At 30.0% G+C, this 15,033-nt stretch carries 24 protein-coding genes; 2 read left to right on the plus strand and 22 right to left on the minus strand.

Going from position 1 to position 15,033, the window contains the following annotated elements; genetic code table 11:
* Positions 1–21 precede the first annotated feature (21 nt).
* Positions 22–1,050, minus strand: a complete 1,029-nt coding sequence (locus Q0T35_RS00585) for a rod shape-determining protein (RefSeq protein WP_293919236.1) — start codon at positions 1,048–1,050, stop codon at positions 22–24.
* Between the two features lie 152 nt (positions 1,051–1,202).
* Positions 1,203–2,963, minus strand: a complete 1,761-nt coding sequence (gene sppA, locus Q0T35_RS00590) for a signal peptide peptidase SppA (protein ID WP_295840435.1) — start codon at positions 2,961–2,963, stop codon at positions 1,203–1,205.
* Between the two features lie 46 nt (positions 2,964–3,009).
* Between sppA and folK the strand changes: the two genes are divergently transcribed.
* Together folK and Q0T35_RS00600 are read left to right on the plus strand one after the other, a co-directional pair.
* Positions 3,010–3,420: a 2-amino-4-hydroxy-6-hydroxymethyldihydropteridine diphosphokinase gene (folK, locus tag Q0T35_RS00595; RefSeq protein WP_295810315.1), complete on the plus strand. Its 411-nt coding sequence runs from the start codon at positions 3,010–3,012 to the stop codon at positions 3,418–3,420.
* A gap of 94 nt (positions 3,421–3,514) precedes the next feature.
* Positions 3,515–4,948 carry an OmpA family protein gene (locus tag Q0T35_RS00600; protein ID WP_295810319.1) on the plus strand — a complete coding sequence of 478 codons (1,434 nt, stop codon included), beginning with the start codon at positions 3,515–3,517 and terminating at the stop codon, positions 4,946–4,948.
* A gap of 794 nt (positions 4,949–5,742) precedes the next feature.
* Here the strand turns inward: Q0T35_RS00600 and rplQ are convergent.
* From rplQ to rpmC, 20 genes are all read right to left on the minus strand, one after another.
* The gene (gene rplQ, locus Q0T35_RS00605) at positions 5,743–6,267 is read right to left on the minus strand and encodes a 50S ribosomal protein L17 (RefSeq protein ID WP_293918829.1); all 525 of its coding nucleotides are present in this window, start codon (positions 6,265–6,267) and stop codon (positions 5,743–5,745) included.
* A 9-nt stretch (positions 6,268–6,276) separates the two neighbouring features.
* Positions 6,277–7,269 (minus strand): DNA-directed RNA polymerase subunit alpha, encoded by a 993-nt coding sequence (locus tag Q0T35_RS00610; protein ID WP_293918830.1) that lies wholly within the window; start codon positions 7,267–7,269, stop codon positions 6,277–6,279.
* A 23-nt stretch (positions 7,270–7,292) separates the two neighbouring features.
* A complete protein-coding gene (gene rpsD, locus Q0T35_RS00615; RefSeq protein ID WP_293918831.1) occupies positions 7,293–7,904 on the minus strand; it encodes a 30S ribosomal protein S4 in 612 nt (203 codons plus the stop codon).
* Positions 7,905–7,931: 27 nt separating this feature from the next.
* Positions 7,932–8,324 (minus strand): 30S ribosomal protein S11, encoded by a 393-nt coding sequence (rpsK, locus tag Q0T35_RS00620; RefSeq protein WP_293918832.1) that lies wholly within the window; start codon positions 8,322–8,324, stop codon positions 7,932–7,934.
* 11 nt (positions 8,325–8,335) lie between these two features.
* Positions 8,336–8,713 (minus strand): 30S ribosomal protein S13, encoded by a 378-nt coding sequence (gene rpsM / locus Q0T35_RS00625; protein ID WP_293918833.1) that lies wholly within the window; start codon positions 8,711–8,713, stop codon positions 8,336–8,338.
* A gap of 4 nt (positions 8,714–8,717) precedes the next feature.
* On the minus strand, positions 8,718–8,834 hold the full coding sequence (ykgO, locus tag Q0T35_RS00630) for a type B 50S ribosomal protein L36 (protein WP_073961215.1): 117 nt from the start codon (positions 8,832–8,834) through the stop codon (positions 8,718–8,720).
* A gap of 12 nt (positions 8,835–8,846) precedes the next feature.
* Positions 8,847–9,062, minus strand: coding sequence for a translation initiation factor IF-1 (gene infA, locus Q0T35_RS00635; RefSeq protein ID WP_055425352.1), 216 nt, complete (start codon positions 9,060–9,062; stop codon positions 8,847–8,849).
* Between the two features lie 3 nt (positions 9,063–9,065).
* Entirely contained in the window at positions 9,066–10,445 is a 1,380-nt protein-coding gene (secY, locus tag Q0T35_RS00640; RefSeq protein WP_293918834.1) for a preprotein translocase subunit SecY, read from the minus strand.
* A gap of 10 nt (positions 10,446–10,455) precedes the next feature.
* The gene (rplO, locus tag Q0T35_RS00645; protein ID WP_293918835.1) at positions 10,456–10,905 is read right to left on the minus strand and encodes a 50S ribosomal protein L15; all 450 of its coding nucleotides are present in this window, start codon (positions 10,903–10,905) and stop codon (positions 10,456–10,458) included.
* 8 nt (positions 10,906–10,913) lie between these two features.
* Positions 10,914–11,090, minus strand: coding sequence for a 50S ribosomal protein L30 (rpmD, locus tag Q0T35_RS00650; RefSeq protein ID WP_293918836.1), 177 nt, complete (start codon positions 11,088–11,090; stop codon positions 10,914–10,916).
* A gap of 4 nt (positions 11,091–11,094) precedes the next feature.
* Positions 11,095–11,616, minus strand: coding sequence for a 30S ribosomal protein S5 (gene rpsE / locus Q0T35_RS00655; protein WP_055425356.1), 522 nt, complete (start codon positions 11,614–11,616; stop codon positions 11,095–11,097).
* 13 nt (positions 11,617–11,629) lie between these two features.
* The gene (rplR, locus tag Q0T35_RS00660) at positions 11,630–11,986 is read right to left on the minus strand and encodes a 50S ribosomal protein L18 (RefSeq protein WP_293918837.1); all 357 of its coding nucleotides are present in this window, start codon (positions 11,984–11,986) and stop codon (positions 11,630–11,632) included.
* An 11-nt stretch (positions 11,987–11,997) separates the two neighbouring features.
* Entirely contained in the window at positions 11,998–12,543 is a 546-nt protein-coding gene (gene rplF, locus Q0T35_RS00665) for a 50S ribosomal protein L6 (RefSeq protein ID WP_295810335.1), read from the minus strand.
* 12 nt (positions 12,544–12,555) lie between these two features.
* Positions 12,556–12,954: a 30S ribosomal protein S8 gene (gene rpsH / locus Q0T35_RS00670; protein WP_293918839.1), complete on the minus strand. Its 399-nt coding sequence runs from the start codon at positions 12,952–12,954 to the stop codon at positions 12,556–12,558.
* A 64-nt stretch (positions 12,955–13,018) separates the two neighbouring features.
* On the minus strand, positions 13,019–13,288 hold the full coding sequence (gene rpsN, locus Q0T35_RS00675; RefSeq protein ID WP_055425360.1) for a 30S ribosomal protein S14: 270 nt from the start codon (positions 13,286–13,288) through the stop codon (positions 13,019–13,021).
* Between the two features lie 8 nt (positions 13,289–13,296).
* Positions 13,297–13,848 (minus strand): 50S ribosomal protein L5, encoded by a 552-nt coding sequence (rplE, locus tag Q0T35_RS00680; RefSeq protein WP_293918840.1) that lies wholly within the window; start codon positions 13,846–13,848, stop codon positions 13,297–13,299.
* Between the two features lie 16 nt (positions 13,849–13,864).
* Positions 13,865–14,179 carry a 50S ribosomal protein L24 gene (rplX, locus tag Q0T35_RS00685; RefSeq protein ID WP_295810346.1) on the minus strand — a complete coding sequence of 105 codons (315 nt, stop codon included), beginning with the start codon at positions 14,177–14,179 and terminating at the stop codon, positions 13,865–13,867.
* 15 nt (positions 14,180–14,194) lie between these two features.
* On the minus strand, positions 14,195–14,563 hold the full coding sequence (gene rplN, locus Q0T35_RS00690) for a 50S ribosomal protein L14 (RefSeq protein WP_055425363.1): 369 nt from the start codon (positions 14,561–14,563) through the stop codon (positions 14,195–14,197).
* A 7-nt stretch (positions 14,564–14,570) separates the two neighbouring features.
* Entirely contained in the window at positions 14,571–14,825 is a 255-nt protein-coding gene (rpsQ, locus tag Q0T35_RS00695) for a 30S ribosomal protein S17 (RefSeq protein ID WP_055425364.1), read from the minus strand.
* A 31-nt stretch (positions 14,826–14,856) separates the two neighbouring features.
* Complete coding sequence (gene rpmC, locus Q0T35_RS00700; RefSeq protein WP_105298126.1) at positions 14,857–15,033, minus strand: 50S ribosomal protein L29; 177 nt, start codon at positions 15,031–15,033, stop codon at positions 14,857–14,859.

Below are 15,033 nucleotides of genomic sequence, written 5' to 3' on the forward strand. Positions count from 1 at the left end.
ATTTTATTTTAAAAGTTGTTATTATTTTATTAAAAAATTCTCGAACTTTTCAATATTTTTTAGTGCAATTCCCGTACCTCTAACTACCGCCCTTAGTGGATCATCAGCTATAAAAACAGGTAATCCCGTCTTCCTACTTATTCTTTGATCTAAACCTCTAAGTAAAGCTCCTCCTCCAGCTAAATATATACCTGTATTATATATATCCGCTGATAATTCCGGAGGTGTTCTTGATAAAGTTTCCATAATAGCATCTTCTATTCTTAATATAGATTTATCAAGAGCCCTAGCCATTTCTTTGTAATTAACCATAATCTCCTTAGGTTTACCGGTGATCAGGTCTCTTCCTTGCACTGGTAAATCATCCGGTGGATTATCTATCTCTTCAAGCCCAGAACCTACTTCCATTTTAATATGTTCAGCCGTTTTTTCTCCAATAAATAAATTATGATGAGTCCTTAAATAGTATAGAATATCATTATTGAAAACGTCTCCAGCAATTTTAATAGAATTATCACAAACTATTCCTCCTAAGGCAATAACAGCAATTTCCGTTGTCCCCCCTCCTATGTCAATAATCATATTACCTTTTGGCTGAGTAACATCTATCCCGACTCCAATAGCTGCTGCCATGGGCTCATATATTAGCTTTACATCTTTTGCATTAACTTTAGCTGCTGAATCTTTTACAGCTCTTTTTTCAACTTCTGTTATTCCTGATGGAATACAAATAACCATTCGAAGAGACGGGTTAAATATTTTGCCTTTTATCCCGGGAATTTGTTTTATAAATTCTCTTATCATATGCTCAGATGCACCAAAATCAGCTATAACCCCATCTTTCAAAGGTCTTATTGTTTTAATGTCATCATGTGTCTTCCCTTGCATTTGTTTGGCTATTTCTCCCACTGCAATAGGTTTCATTGTTCTTCTATCTATTGCAACAATGGAAGGACTGTCAACAACTACTTTATTATTATGAATGATTAAAGTATTTGCTGTACCCAAATCAATCGCAATTTCTTGTGTAAGAAAATCAAATAATCCCATTTAAATTTAAATTAATTATGTGCTATTTGTTTGAATAACTTCTAGAAAAAACTAAAATTATCTCTTCTAAATCTTTTAAGCTGTGCAAAGATATAACATCTTTATTGAAAATGATATATTACTTATAATATTTTTACTAATGTTTTTTTTTCTTATCTAATTTCTATTTCAAAAGGCATTAAACACTTTATCTCTTGACCGCTATCAATATTTTTTAATTTTTGCAGCAGTTTATAATTATCATTTCCTAATTCATATTTAAGAAATCTATCTTTAATTCTTACGCTAGTTTCTTCATTATCAGGTTTTATTATACTTAAAAATAAATCCCATTCGGATTTCGGTTTAGGATAAGTAAGTAAATTATATTTAGATAAATTTGCTTTTTTTGCAGCATAATTAATTGCATCGTTAAAATTACCTATTTCATCTACTAAACCATGTCGAACTGCATCTTTCCCACTCCAAATTCTCCCTCCTCCTAATGAATCTACTTGTGAAAAACTCATATTTCTCCCCTTCATAACCACATTAACAAATTTTTTATAAGTTATTTCCACACCTTTACCCATAATATCTCTAAAACCTTCAGATGTACCTTCCATTAAAGAATAATACAAAGAATTTGCATTAGTAGCCACATAATCAGTAGTAATACCGACATTATTAGCTAATTTTTTGATATCTGGAATCATTCCTAATACTCCGATTGAGCCTGTAAGTGTATTTTCTTGAGCATAAATTTTATCACCAGCCATAGAAATGTAATATCCTCCAGAAGCAGCTATATTACTAAAAGAAACGATTATAGGTTTTTTCTTTTTTAATTCTAACAGTTCATATAAAATTTCTGCGGATGCATTTGCACTTCCTCCCGGTGAATTTATTCTTAATACTACGGCCTTTATATTATCATCATTTTTTATTTCATTAATATTATCTATAAATGTTTTGGAATGAATCTCCGTATCTCCTATTCCTGTGTATATTTGACCTGTAGCATATAATATTGCAATTTTATTATTACTCTTTGAATCATTCTTAATAGTTTTATTATACTGATATGGAGATATCTTATTAATATTCTCATCATCATTAAACCCTAATTTCTTTTTAATGATATTATCATATTCAGACTCATTTATTAATCTATCTACCAATTTATACCTTAAAGCTAATTCCGGTATAAAACTATATAAACTATCCACACATTCATTAAAATTTTCGGTAGTTATTTTTCTTGATGAAATTATATCATTAGATATTTTATGCCAATAGTTTTGCAATAATTCATTTAATTGAATTTTATTTTCTTTAGATAGGTTCTCTCTAAGATAAGGTTCTACAGCTGATTTATATTTTCCATGTCTAATAACCTCGAAACCTATCCCATATTTTTGTCCTAAATTTTTATAAAATAAAACTTCTGCTGATAAACCCGTTAATTCTAAACTGGCATTCGGGTTTAGGAATAAAGAATCAGATATTGAAGACAAGTAATATGCTTTTTGATCACAATCATTACTATAAGAATAAATAAATTTATTGCTTTGCTTGAAATCAATCAAAGCTTGGCGAATTTCAGATATTTGCGAATATCCTGCATTTAAATTTGATAGTTTCAAGCTTATTCCCTTAATTTTATCATCATTTTTTGCATATTTAATTAAATCTAAAATTTCTTTTAAAGAAATATGATTTTCATTATCAATGAAAAAAATATCAATACCATCGTTTGGAGATTCAATTATTGGATTATTTAGATTTATTTCTAAAATTGAATTATCTTTAACAACTGGTTTAGATGGAATAAATGCAATAATATTTATTACAATCAAGCTAAACACACCTATACTCGTTAATAATATAATTCCAACGATAGTTGCTAATACTTGTATGATAAATTTTTTCATTTCTTCATTATTTTTAATCAAATATAATATAATTATAAATTAATAGATGAATAAAGTTGTTTTGTTACTTGGAAGTAATTTAGGAGATAAAAAAAATAATATAATAAAAGCTTTAGATTTAATTAATTACAAAATAGGTCGTATTTTAAAAAAATCTGAATTAATAGAATCTGAACCTGAAGATTATATCTCAAAAAATAATTATTTTAATATAGGTGTTGTTATTAATACAACTCTTTCTCCTATTAAACTTTTAAAATCCATAAAAAAAATTGAACATTTTTTAGGTAGAGATTATGATAGTTTCTATAGCGGAAAATATGAGGATAGAACTATAGATATTGATATAGTTTATTATAATTCTATATTATTTTATTCAAAACACTTAAATATTCCTCATATTTCACATATTTCAAAAAGAAGTTTTTCAAAAAAAATTTTATACGAATTAGTTTAATATATTTTTTTATTTAAAAAATTTTGATAATTTTACAACCTTCAATGATTTTGTATAGAAGAAGGCTTAATATACTTACTAATTAATTATAGTTATGAATATTGTTACGAATAAAAAATGTATTCTAATTTTACTTTCAGTTCTTTGTATTTACTTGAATGTACATGCTCAAAATGTAGATAGTAGTAATTTCACTGAAGATTATGTAAAATTCACTAAAGATCAGAAACAATTTAATGACTGGTCTGTATCTATATATGGAGGTGTTCCTTGGTTAATAACTGCTGACTTTACCTCTGTTGATAACGGTGCATCAACCAAATGGAGAGTTGGATATGATTTTCAAGCCTCAATAAATAAACAAATATCTCACGCCTTTGGAATAAGTTTATTGGGACAATTTGGCGAATCAAGACAAGGATATGGTTCAAAAAAAGTGGATGCAAAAACAAATTATTTAGCAGCTAGCTTTTTAGGTGATTTAAATGTTTCCTCGTTATTTAGAAGAATAGACAATAGATCATCTTATAGATGGGCAATTCATGCTTATGCAGGTATAGGAACAATTCAATATAAAGCTAAAACTAAAGCACGTGAACAAGGTGAGACGGAATATTCGACTACGGCTGATGTAGATATGGGTCTTAAATCTGTGTTTGCTCAGGTGGGACCCGGAGTAACATACAAAATTAATAAAAGATGGGATACTTCTTTCAAAGCAATATACGTAATGACTGGAGATGAACTTTTTGATGGTTCTGGTAATAATGGGCATTATGCTGATTTGCATAAAGGAGGTAAATCGGATAACTTTATAACTACATCTTTTGGTTTAACATATAAAATAGGAAAACATAATGAGCATTTAAGTTGGGTTGATCCATTACGTGAAATGTTTACTAAAATTAATGATGTAGCAAGTCAACAGCAATTAGAAGTTTGTGTATTTGGTGATAAAGATGATGATGGAGTTTGTGATGATTGGGATAGAGAACTTGATACACCTAAAGGAGCGCGCGTAGATGGATCCGGTAGAGCCTTAGATGTTGATTTTGATGGTATAATCGACTTATATGATAAATGTCCGACTTTCCCTGGCCCTGCATCCAATGACGGTTGTCCTGAACCACAAAAATTAGCTGATGACGCAATTAATCCGCTTATCGCTACTATGGGTGGTATACAGTTTAATCTTGATTCAGATAAGATTTTATTAGAATCTCAACCTATTTTAGATAAAGTAGCTGAAGTCATTATTAAATACGGTAAAGGAACAAGATTTTTAGTTGAAGGCCATTCTGATGCAAGAGGTTCAGTCGCTTATAATTTGAATCTATCTAAAAGAAGAGTAACTTCTGTTATCAAATATTTAGTTTCTAAAGGCGTGCCGCCTTACCAATTAACAGGTAAAGGAATGGGATTTAAAAATCCAAAATATCCTGAATGTAGTCCTGCTTCTAAATGTCCAGAATGGAAAAACAAAGAAAATAGAAGGGTTATTTTTAAACTACTTGATTCAGTAGAATAAAATTAATAGCAAAATATAATTTATTATTAAAGCCTCTTATCAATAGAGGCTTTTTTATTAATTAATAATTACTTAATGTTTCAGTTTCTATTATTACTTTTTAGTAAATAATTATAATTTATAGCAGATAAAGTCCAAATATCTATTATTTGTTCATTAATTCATGTTCTCAAATAATATTTTCTGTTTTAAAATAACTTTATTAGCTGTTAAATCAGTTGTTTAAAACCCGTCCATCATTATGTTAACCCTACTTAAAATAAAAAAAAATTAAATGAAATGAATTATTAATATTATTTTTTTTAGTTGTTTTGGTTAACAATTTTTAAAGTTTTTTGCATTGATAAGAAGTATTTTCATTATACAATTTCAAGAGAATATACAATTGTTTAAATCCACAAATTATATTTCCATGATCATTGTTAATGACTCTTTAATATTAATATTATTACTCATATATAACTTTATACATATATCTATCTTATAAATAAGTTAACAATAACCCCTTTTATAAAATTTTATTTGTTATAGTTTTAGTTTAAATTATTCAATTAAAAAATAATATTTATAAAAGATGTAATCTTTAAAAATAATCATTAGTTAAATTTTAAAATGTATGAATGTATATAAATAAAGATTTAAAATTTATATTTTTATTAGTGATTATGGTAAAATTTTACTCTTAAATTTAATATTTCATTTACTATAATATTTAACAATATAATTATACATACACTTTAAATAAAAAAGCAGGTTTTAAAAACCTGCTTTTTCTAAATATTTAAATTTATTTTTTATTCTTTAGTTTCTTCTTGTTTATTTTCAGAAGCTTCTTTATTAGTAGTTTCATTAACTACAGTATCAGTTGTTGTCTGAGATTCTGTAGTTTCCGTCTTTTTAGTGGATCGACGATTGCTTCTTCTAGTTACTTTTTTGTTAGATTCTCCTGAATTGTAAGTTTCGTTAAAATCTACTAATTCAATAAGAGCAGTATCAGCACCATCTCCTAATCTAAAACCTGTCTTTATTATTCTGCAATATCCACCGTTTCTTGAGGAAATTTTGGTAGCAATTGTTCTGAATAGTTCTGTTACAGCCTCTTTACTTTGAAGATAACTAAAAACAATTCTTCTGTTATGAGTAGTATCTTCTTTAGATTTTGTTAATAATGGTTCTATATATGTTCTTAATGCTTTAGCTTTAGCAACAGTAGTATTGATTCTTTTATGAAGAATAAGGGAAGTAGCCATATTTGAAAGCATAGCTTTACGATGTGATGCTGTTCTCCCTAAATGATTAAACTTTTTTCCGTGTCTCATAATTTCTTATTATTCTGCTTCTAATTTATACTTTGAAACATCCAAACCAAAAGTCAGATTTTTAGAATATACTAAATCTTCCAATTCGGTTAGAGATTTTTTACCAAAATTCCTAAACTTCATTAAATCTGATTTTGTAAAGGAAACTAATTCTCCCAAAGTTTCAACTTCAGCAGCCTTAAGACAATTGAGAGCCCTTACAGATAAATCCATATCAACTAATTTAGTTTTTAGTAACTGCCTCATATGAAGAGCTTCTTCATCATAAGTATCAGCTGATGAAACTACATCTGCTTCTAAAGTTATCCTTTCATCAGAGAATAACATAAAATGATGAATTAAAATTTTAGCTGCTTCTGTTAAAGCTTCTTGAGGAGTTATAGAACCATCTGTATGAATATCTAAAATAAGCTTTTCATAATCTGTCCTCTGTTCTACACGATAATCTTCAATGCTATAACTAACATTTCTAATTGGTGTATAGATAGAGTCAATTGCTATAGTTCCTATAGGAGCATGATTAGATTTATTTTGCTCTGCAGGTACATACCCTCTTCCTTTATCTATATTAAAAGTTATGTTAAATTTTACTGATTTATCCATATGACAAATCACTAAATCAGGATTCAAAACTTGGTAAGAAGAAATAAATTTCCCCAAATCACCGGCAGTCAATTCAGTCTTACCAGAAATCTGAGCAGTTACAATTTCATTTCCTCCCTTATTAATTTGATTTTTAAATCTAACTTTTTTAAGATTTAATATGATTTCCGTCACATCTTCTATTACACCTGGGATTGTTGAAAATTCATGTTCAACGCCTTCTATTTTTATTGATGTAATAGCATACCCCTCCAATGAAGATAATAAAACTCTTCTCAAAGCATTTCCTACGGTTAATCCGAATCCTGGCTCTAACGGTCTGAATTCGAATTGCCCCTTAAAATCGTCTGATTCAACTAAAATTACCTTATCAGGTTTTATAAAGTTTAAAATTGCCATATAAATCTTAGCTAATTTTTGTTTTATTTAGAATATAATTCGACTATCAATTGTTCTTTGATATCTTCAGGAATTTGAATTCTCTCAGGAGCGACTTTAAATTCTCCCGATAATTTTTCATCATTCCATACTAACCATTCGTAAGTTTTATGAGAATTATTAGCTAAAGCATCTTTAATTACTTGTAATGATTTAGATTTTTCTCTAACTCCAATCACATCACCGGGTTTTAAAAGATAAGATGGTATATTAACTATCTCACCATTTACAGTAATATGTTTATGAGAAACTAATTGACGAGATCCGGCTCTTGTGTTTGACAATCCAAATCTAAAAACAACATTGTCTAATCTAGATTCACATAATTGTAATAAAACTTCACCAGTAATCCCTTTACTTCTTTGGGCTTTATCAAACAAATTAGCAAATTGTCTTTCTAAGATACCATAAGTATATTTTGCTTTTTGTTTTTCAGCTAACTGAACTGCATATTCAGATTTTTTAGCGCCTCTTCTCTTGTTCGGACCGTGTTGTCCTGGAGGGTATTTTCTTCTCTCAAAATACTTATCTTCCCCATAAATAGCTTGTCCGAATTTTCTAGCTATTTTCGTTTTTGGACCAATATATCTTGCCATTGTAAAATTTGAATAATAATTATAGAATTAAACTCTTCTTCTTTTTGGAGGTCTACATCCATTATGAGGTATAGGAGTTACATCAATGATTTCACTAACTTCAATACCGGCATTATGAATAGTTCTTATAGCTGATTCTCTACCAGCTCCAGGACCTTTCACAAAAACTTTTACCCTTCTTAATCCTAGTTCATATGCAACTTGAGAACAATTTTCTGCTGCCATTTGTGCTGCATAAGGGGTATTTTTTTTAGAGCCTTTAAAACCCATTTTTCCAGCAGATGCCCAAGATATTACTTCTCCGTTTTTGTTTGTTAAGGAGATAATAATATTATTAAATGAGGCTTGGATATGAGCTTCCCCTACTGCTTCAACTTTTACTTTTCTTTTTTTAGCTGTTTTTGATGCTGTTTTTGCCATGTTTCTATTTATTATTTAGTGGCTTTTTTCTTATTAGCTACAGTTTTTCTTTTACCTTTTCTTGTACGAGAATTATTTTTTGTTCTTTGTCCTCGAAGTGGTAGGCCTAAACGATGTCTAATTCCTCTCTGACATCCAATATCCATTAATCGTTTAATATTCAATTGAATTTCAGATCGTAATTCTCCTTCAACTTTTACATTTTCAGAAATAAATTTTCTAATGGCATTAACTTCATCGTCATTCCATTCAGAAACTTTTTTATCTTCACTAATTCCTGCATCTTTCAAAATTTTTGCTGCAGTACTTTTACCAACACCGTATATATAGGTAAGGCCTATAACTCCTCTTTTATTTTTTGGTAAATCTACACCGGAAATTCTAGCCATAGTATTAACCTTGTCTTTGTTTAAATTTAGGATTTTTTTTGTTTATAATGTAAAGACGACCTTTACGTCTTACAACTATATCATCTGAACTTCTTTTTTTAAGTGATGCTCTAATTTTCATTTTCTTTCTATTTTAATATCTGAAAGTTATTCTACCTTTTGATAAATCGTATGGCGACATTTCCAATCTTACTTTATCTCCGGGTAGCAATTTAATATAATGCATCCTCATTTTACCTGAAATATGTGCAGTTAAAATGTGGCCATTTTCTAATTCTACTCTGAACATTGCATTTGACAATGCCTCAATAATAGTTCCGTCTTGTTCTATATGTTTTTGTTTTGCCATATATTAACTCGGATTTCTACTTAATCTTGACTGCATCAAACCATCGTAATGATGATTTAATAAATAAGTATTAATTTGTTGAACTGTATCTAATAATACGCCCACCATTATTAATAATGATGTCCCTCCGAAAAACAAAGCAAATTTATCGGTTGCGGTGAGACCAATAATTTTAACTATTGCAGGAAGAACTGCTATTAGAGCTAAATAGATAGCTCCTGGTAACGTAATTTTAGATAAAACATCATCTAAAAAATCTGCTGTTTCTTTACCTGGTTTTACACGTGGTATCAAACCTCCATTTCTTTTTAAATCATCAGCCATTTGATTTATAGGAATTGTAATTGCTGTGTAGAAAAAGGTAAAAACTATTATCAGTAATGCAAATAACAAATTATATTGCCAACTGAATACTTGACTGAAACCTGCCCAAAAAGTATTTGTTGTAGTTTCTGAGCGAACTAACAGTCCTGGTATAAACATTAATGCTTGTGCAAAAATTATAGGCATAACCCCTGCTGCGTTAACTTTTAACGGGATATATTGTCTAGCTGCATTGGTTATTGAACGCAACGACCCTGATTTGGTTCTACTTACATATTGTACAGGTACTTTTCTAACGGCAACCGTTAACATAATACATAATATAATTACCAATAACCAGGCAACAATCTCAACAAACATCATTATAAGTCCTTTACCAGAATCTCCCATTTGTACCCCTATTTCTTGTACAAAAGCTGTTGGAAAACCTGCTAAAATTCCTACCATGATTAAGATAGAGATCCCATTTCCAATTCCTTTGTCAGTAATCTTTTCCCCCATCCACATAGCAAAAATTGTGCCTGAAATAAGTATTATTATACTAGGCACCCAAAATAACATTACATTATTAGGATCAACCAAATAGGCAGTTCTAAATTGCTCAACAGGTAAAAAAACTTGTGTAATTGATGTCAAATAGGCAGGAGCTTGGATTAAACATATTAAGATTGTCAACCACCTAGTAATCTGATTAACCGTTTTACGTCCGCTCTCTCCTTCTTTTTGTAGTTTTTGTATATAGGGTATAGCTAATCCCATTAATTGCACCACAATAGAAGCAGAGATATACGGCATAATACCCAAAGCAAAAATTGATGCCTTACTAAATGCACCACCTGTAAATGAAGATAATAGACCTAATAATCCTGTTGCTTGTTGATTACCACCATTGTTTTTGTAGATTTCAAGAATATTACCTACTTCAACCATGTTGATAGCAGGAAGTGAAACATGCGTACCAAATCTATAAACCAATACTAGAACAAAAGTGAAAATAAGCTTATCTCTTAACTCTTTTATACTCCAGATATTCCTTAATGTCTGTATAAATCCTTTCATGCTGTCTATTTTATAAAGTGTTAGCTTTCCCTCCTGCTTTTTCTATAGACTCTTTAGCTGATTTAGTGAATTTATCTACAGTTATAGTAATAGCAGATTTTAATTCTCCTCTTCCAAGAATTTTAACTAAATCATTTTTAGATATTAATCCATTTTGAATTAATGTTTCTTTAGTGATTTCAGTAGAAATTTTATTGCTATTTATTAGTTCTTGAATAGTGTCTAAATTAAATCCGACATATTCTTTTCTATTAACGTTTTTAAAGCCAAATTTAGGGATTCTTCTTTGTAAAGGCATTTGACCTCCCTCAAACCCTACTTTATCTTTATGTCCTGAACGAGATTTATCACCTTTATGACCTTTAGTAGAAGTTCCTCCTTTACCACTTCCCTGTCCTCTACCTAGTCTTTTGCTATTATGTGTTGAACCTTGTGCAGGTTTTAAAGTATGTAAATTCATATCTCTTATTATTCTTCAACGGTTACTAAATGTTTTACTACAGCAACCATTCCTAATATTTGAGGGGTTGCTTCATGTTCAACGGTCTTATTCAATTTGGTTAAACCTAAAGCTTCTAATGTACGCTTTTGATTTTTTGGTCTTTTAATTGAACTTCTTTTTAAAGTTACTTTTATCGTTGCCATGTTCTTATCCTTTAAATACTTTAGAAAGTGAAACTCCTCTTTGTTGTGCAATCGTCTCTGCACTTCTCAAGTTTAATAATGCTTTAACTGTAGCTTTTACTACATTATGCGGATTAGATGATCCTTTAGATTTTGAAAGTACATCTTTAACTCCTGCAGACTCTAAGACAGCACGGACAGCACCTCCGGCAATTAATCCTGTACCATGAGAAGCAGGACGTATAAATACGTCAGCACCTCCATATTTTGCGGATTGTTCATGAGGAAGTGATCCGTTTAATATCGGAACTCTTACTAAATTTTTCTTAGCATCTTCAACTGCTTTAGATATTGCGCTAGCAACTTCTTTAGATTTACCTAAACCGAATCCAACGACACCTTTTTCATCACCTACCACTACTATAGCTGAGAATCCAAATGCTCTACCTCCTTTGGTTACTTTTGTTACTCTTTGTACACCTACTAATCGGTCTACAAGTTCTAACCCACCAGGTTTAACTCTTTCAATATTATTTATTCCTAACATAATTTCTTACTAATTAAAATTTTAAACCACCTTCTCTTGCACCTTCAGCTAAAGCTTTAACTCTTCCATGATAGATAAATCCATTTCTATCAAAAACAACATTCTCAATACCGGCAATTTTTGCGTTTTCAGCTAATTTTTTTCCTACTAAAGCAGAAATTTCAGTTTTAGTTCCTTTTTCTCCAGCTATTTCTTTTTGACGCGAAGAAGCGTATGCTAAAGTCTTACCGGAATTATCATCTATAAGTTGAGCGTAAATTTCTTTATTACTTCTGAAAACTGATAAACGTGGTTTTTCAGCTGTACCGAATATATTTTTACGTACTCTCCTTTTTACTCTTATTCTTTTTTCTCTTTTAGTTAATGCCATAACTTAATTTTTTATGCGGATTTACCTGCTTTTCTTCTGATTTGTTCTCCTACAAATTTAACTCCTTTGCCTTTATATGGTTCAGGTTTACGTAGTGATCTTATTTTTGCACAAACCATTCCTAATAAATGCTTATCATATGAAGATAAGGTAATTATTGGATTTTTACCTTTTTCAGTAAGTGTTTCAACTTTTACTTCTTGAGGTAATTCAACAACTACTAAATGTGAAAATCCTAAAGCTAATTCTAATTTTTGTCCTTGATTAGAAGCTCTGTATCCTACTCCGACTAATTCTAATTTTTTTGTAAATCCTTCTGATACACCGATTATCATGTTATTAATAAGTGCTCTATATAATCCATGCAAAGATTTATGTTGTTTGTTATCGGAAGGACGCTCTACAGTTAATTGAGAATTTTCTATATTTATAGTTATTCCTCCAGTAAGTTCTTGCTTTAACTCACCATTTTTTCCTTTTACTGTAACTACGTTATCTTTATAATCGATAGTAGTACCTGTTGGAATATTTATTATTGCTTTTCCTATTCTTGACATTTCTTCAATTTTTTAATAAACATAACAAATTACCTCTCCTCCAACGTTTTCTTGTCTTGCCTTTTTATCTGTCATTACTCCTTTTGAAGTTGAGATAATAGCTATACCTAAACCGTTTAATACTCTTGGAAGTTCTTTACAACCGGAATATTTTCTTAAACCCGGTTTAGATGCTCTTTGTATTTTTTTAATTGCTGGAAGATTGGTTACCTTATCGTATTTTAAAGCAATTTTAATTGTTCCTTGTACACTACTATCTTCGAATTTGTAGTTAAGGATATATCCTTGATCAAAGAGAATTTTTGTAATCTCTTTTTTAATTTTTGAAGCAGGAATTTCCACTACCTTGTGTCCTGCTCTTATGGCATTTCTTACTCTTGTTAAGTAATCTGCAATTGGGTCTGTTACCATATTTGTTTAATTTTAGAGTTTAGAATTTAAATTCTACTTTTAAAATCTATTATTTTTATTTTCTTTACCAACTAGCTTTTTTTACTCCTGGTATTAATCCTTCATTAGCCATTTCTCTAAATGTAACTCTGGAAATTCCAAAAACTCTCATGTAACCTCTTGGTCTTCCTGTTAATTTACATCTATTGTGTAACCTTACGGGAGAAGAGTTTTTAGGTAACTTTTGAAGTGCTTCATAATCTCCAGCCTCTTTTAAAGCTTTTCTTTTAGCGGCATATTTAGCAGAAAGTGCTTCTCTTTTGCGCTCGCGCGCTTTCATTGATTCTTTAGCCATACTGTAAATTAATTCTTTTTAAATGGTAATCCAAAATGGGTTAATAATGCCTTAGCTTCCTTATCGGTTTTTGCATTAGTTACAAAGGTAATATCCATACCTTGAATTTTTTTCACTTTATCGATATTTATTTCTGGAAATATGATTTGTTCAGTTATCCCTAAAGTATAGTTTCCCCTACCGTCAAAACCATCTGATTTTATTCCATTAAAATCACGTACCCTTGGCAGAGCAGCTGTGATTAATCTATCTAGAAATTCGTACATTCTATCACCTCTTAAGGTAACCATTGCTCCAATAGGCATTCCTTTTCTTAATTTGAAACCTGCTTCATCTTTTTTGGAAAGACATGGGATTGCTTTTTGTCCTGCTATTAAAGAAATTTCTTCAACTGCATAATCTACGATTTTTTTATCTGCTGTTGCTGCTCCTAGTCCTTGGCTAATCACTATCTTTTCTAATTTTGGAACTTGCATTACAGATGTATAACCAAATTCCTCTTTTAAAGCAGAGATGATTTTATCTTTATATAATTGTTTCGGTCTTGCTACGTATTGCATAATCTTTCTAATTTAATTAAATCAATTCTCCTGATTTGGTTGCAACTCTAAGTTTCTTCTCACCATCTATTTTATAACTAACTCTTGTAGGTTTTCCAGATTTAGGATCTAAAAGAGCTAAATTAGAAATATGAATGGAAGCTTCTTTTTCAATAATGCTTCCTTGAGGGTTTTCAGCTGAAGGTTTTTTATGTTTTTTAACGATATTAACTCCTTCAACTATCGCTCTGTTTTTTTCAGGATAAATTACTAAAACTTGTCCTTGCTTTCCTTTGTATGCTCCTGCAAGAACTTGAACTTTATCTCCTTTTTTTATTTTAACTTTTGCCATTTCTTTTAATTTACCTTATAATACCTCAGGAGCTAATGATATAATTTTCATATACTCTTTATCACGTAATTCTCTGGCTACTGGTCCAAAAACACGAGTTCCTCTCATTTCTCCTGCTGCATTTAACAATACACATGCATTATCCTCAAAACTTATATAAGAACCGTCTTTCCTTCTTACAGGCTTTTTGGTCCTTACAACTACTGCTTTGGATACTTGACCTTTTTTAGCGTTTCCTGATGGAGTTGCATCTTTTATAGTAACAACTATTTTATCACCTACAGATGCATATCTTCTTTTTGAACCTCCTAACACTCTGATAACTAAAGCTTCCTTTGCTCCAGTATTATCTGCAACTTTTAATCTTGATTCTGTTTGTAGCATCTCTAAATTATTTAGCTCTTTCTAATATTTCTACTAATCTCCATCTTTTACTTTTACTCAATGGACGAGTTTCCATAATGCGAACGGTATCTCCTTCATTGCATTCGTTTTTCTCATCGTGAGCAGTATATTTTTTTGTTTTCAAAACGAACTTTCCATACATAGGATGCTTCATTCTGCTTGTCTCACTAACAACGATAGTTTTATCCATTTTATTGCTAGATACTACTCCGATTCTTTCTTTTCTTAAATTTCTTTCCATAGTTGAAATTAAATTCTTTTCGGATTTTAAATTACTTTAAGGCTGTTAACAACCTTGCTATTGTTTTTCTCATCTCTCTTAATTGAATCGGATTTCCAATTGGAGACACTTTATGTGATAATCTTAGCTTAGCATATTCAGCTTTTGTTTCAGCTAATTTTGCTTTTACTTCTTCTTGACTTAAATTTCTTATATCAACTGCTTTCAT

This window comes from uncultured Apibacter sp. (assembly GCF_946479295.1).
Classification (GTDB): domain Bacteria; phylum Bacteroidota; class Bacteroidia; order Flavobacteriales; family Weeksellaceae; genus Apibacter.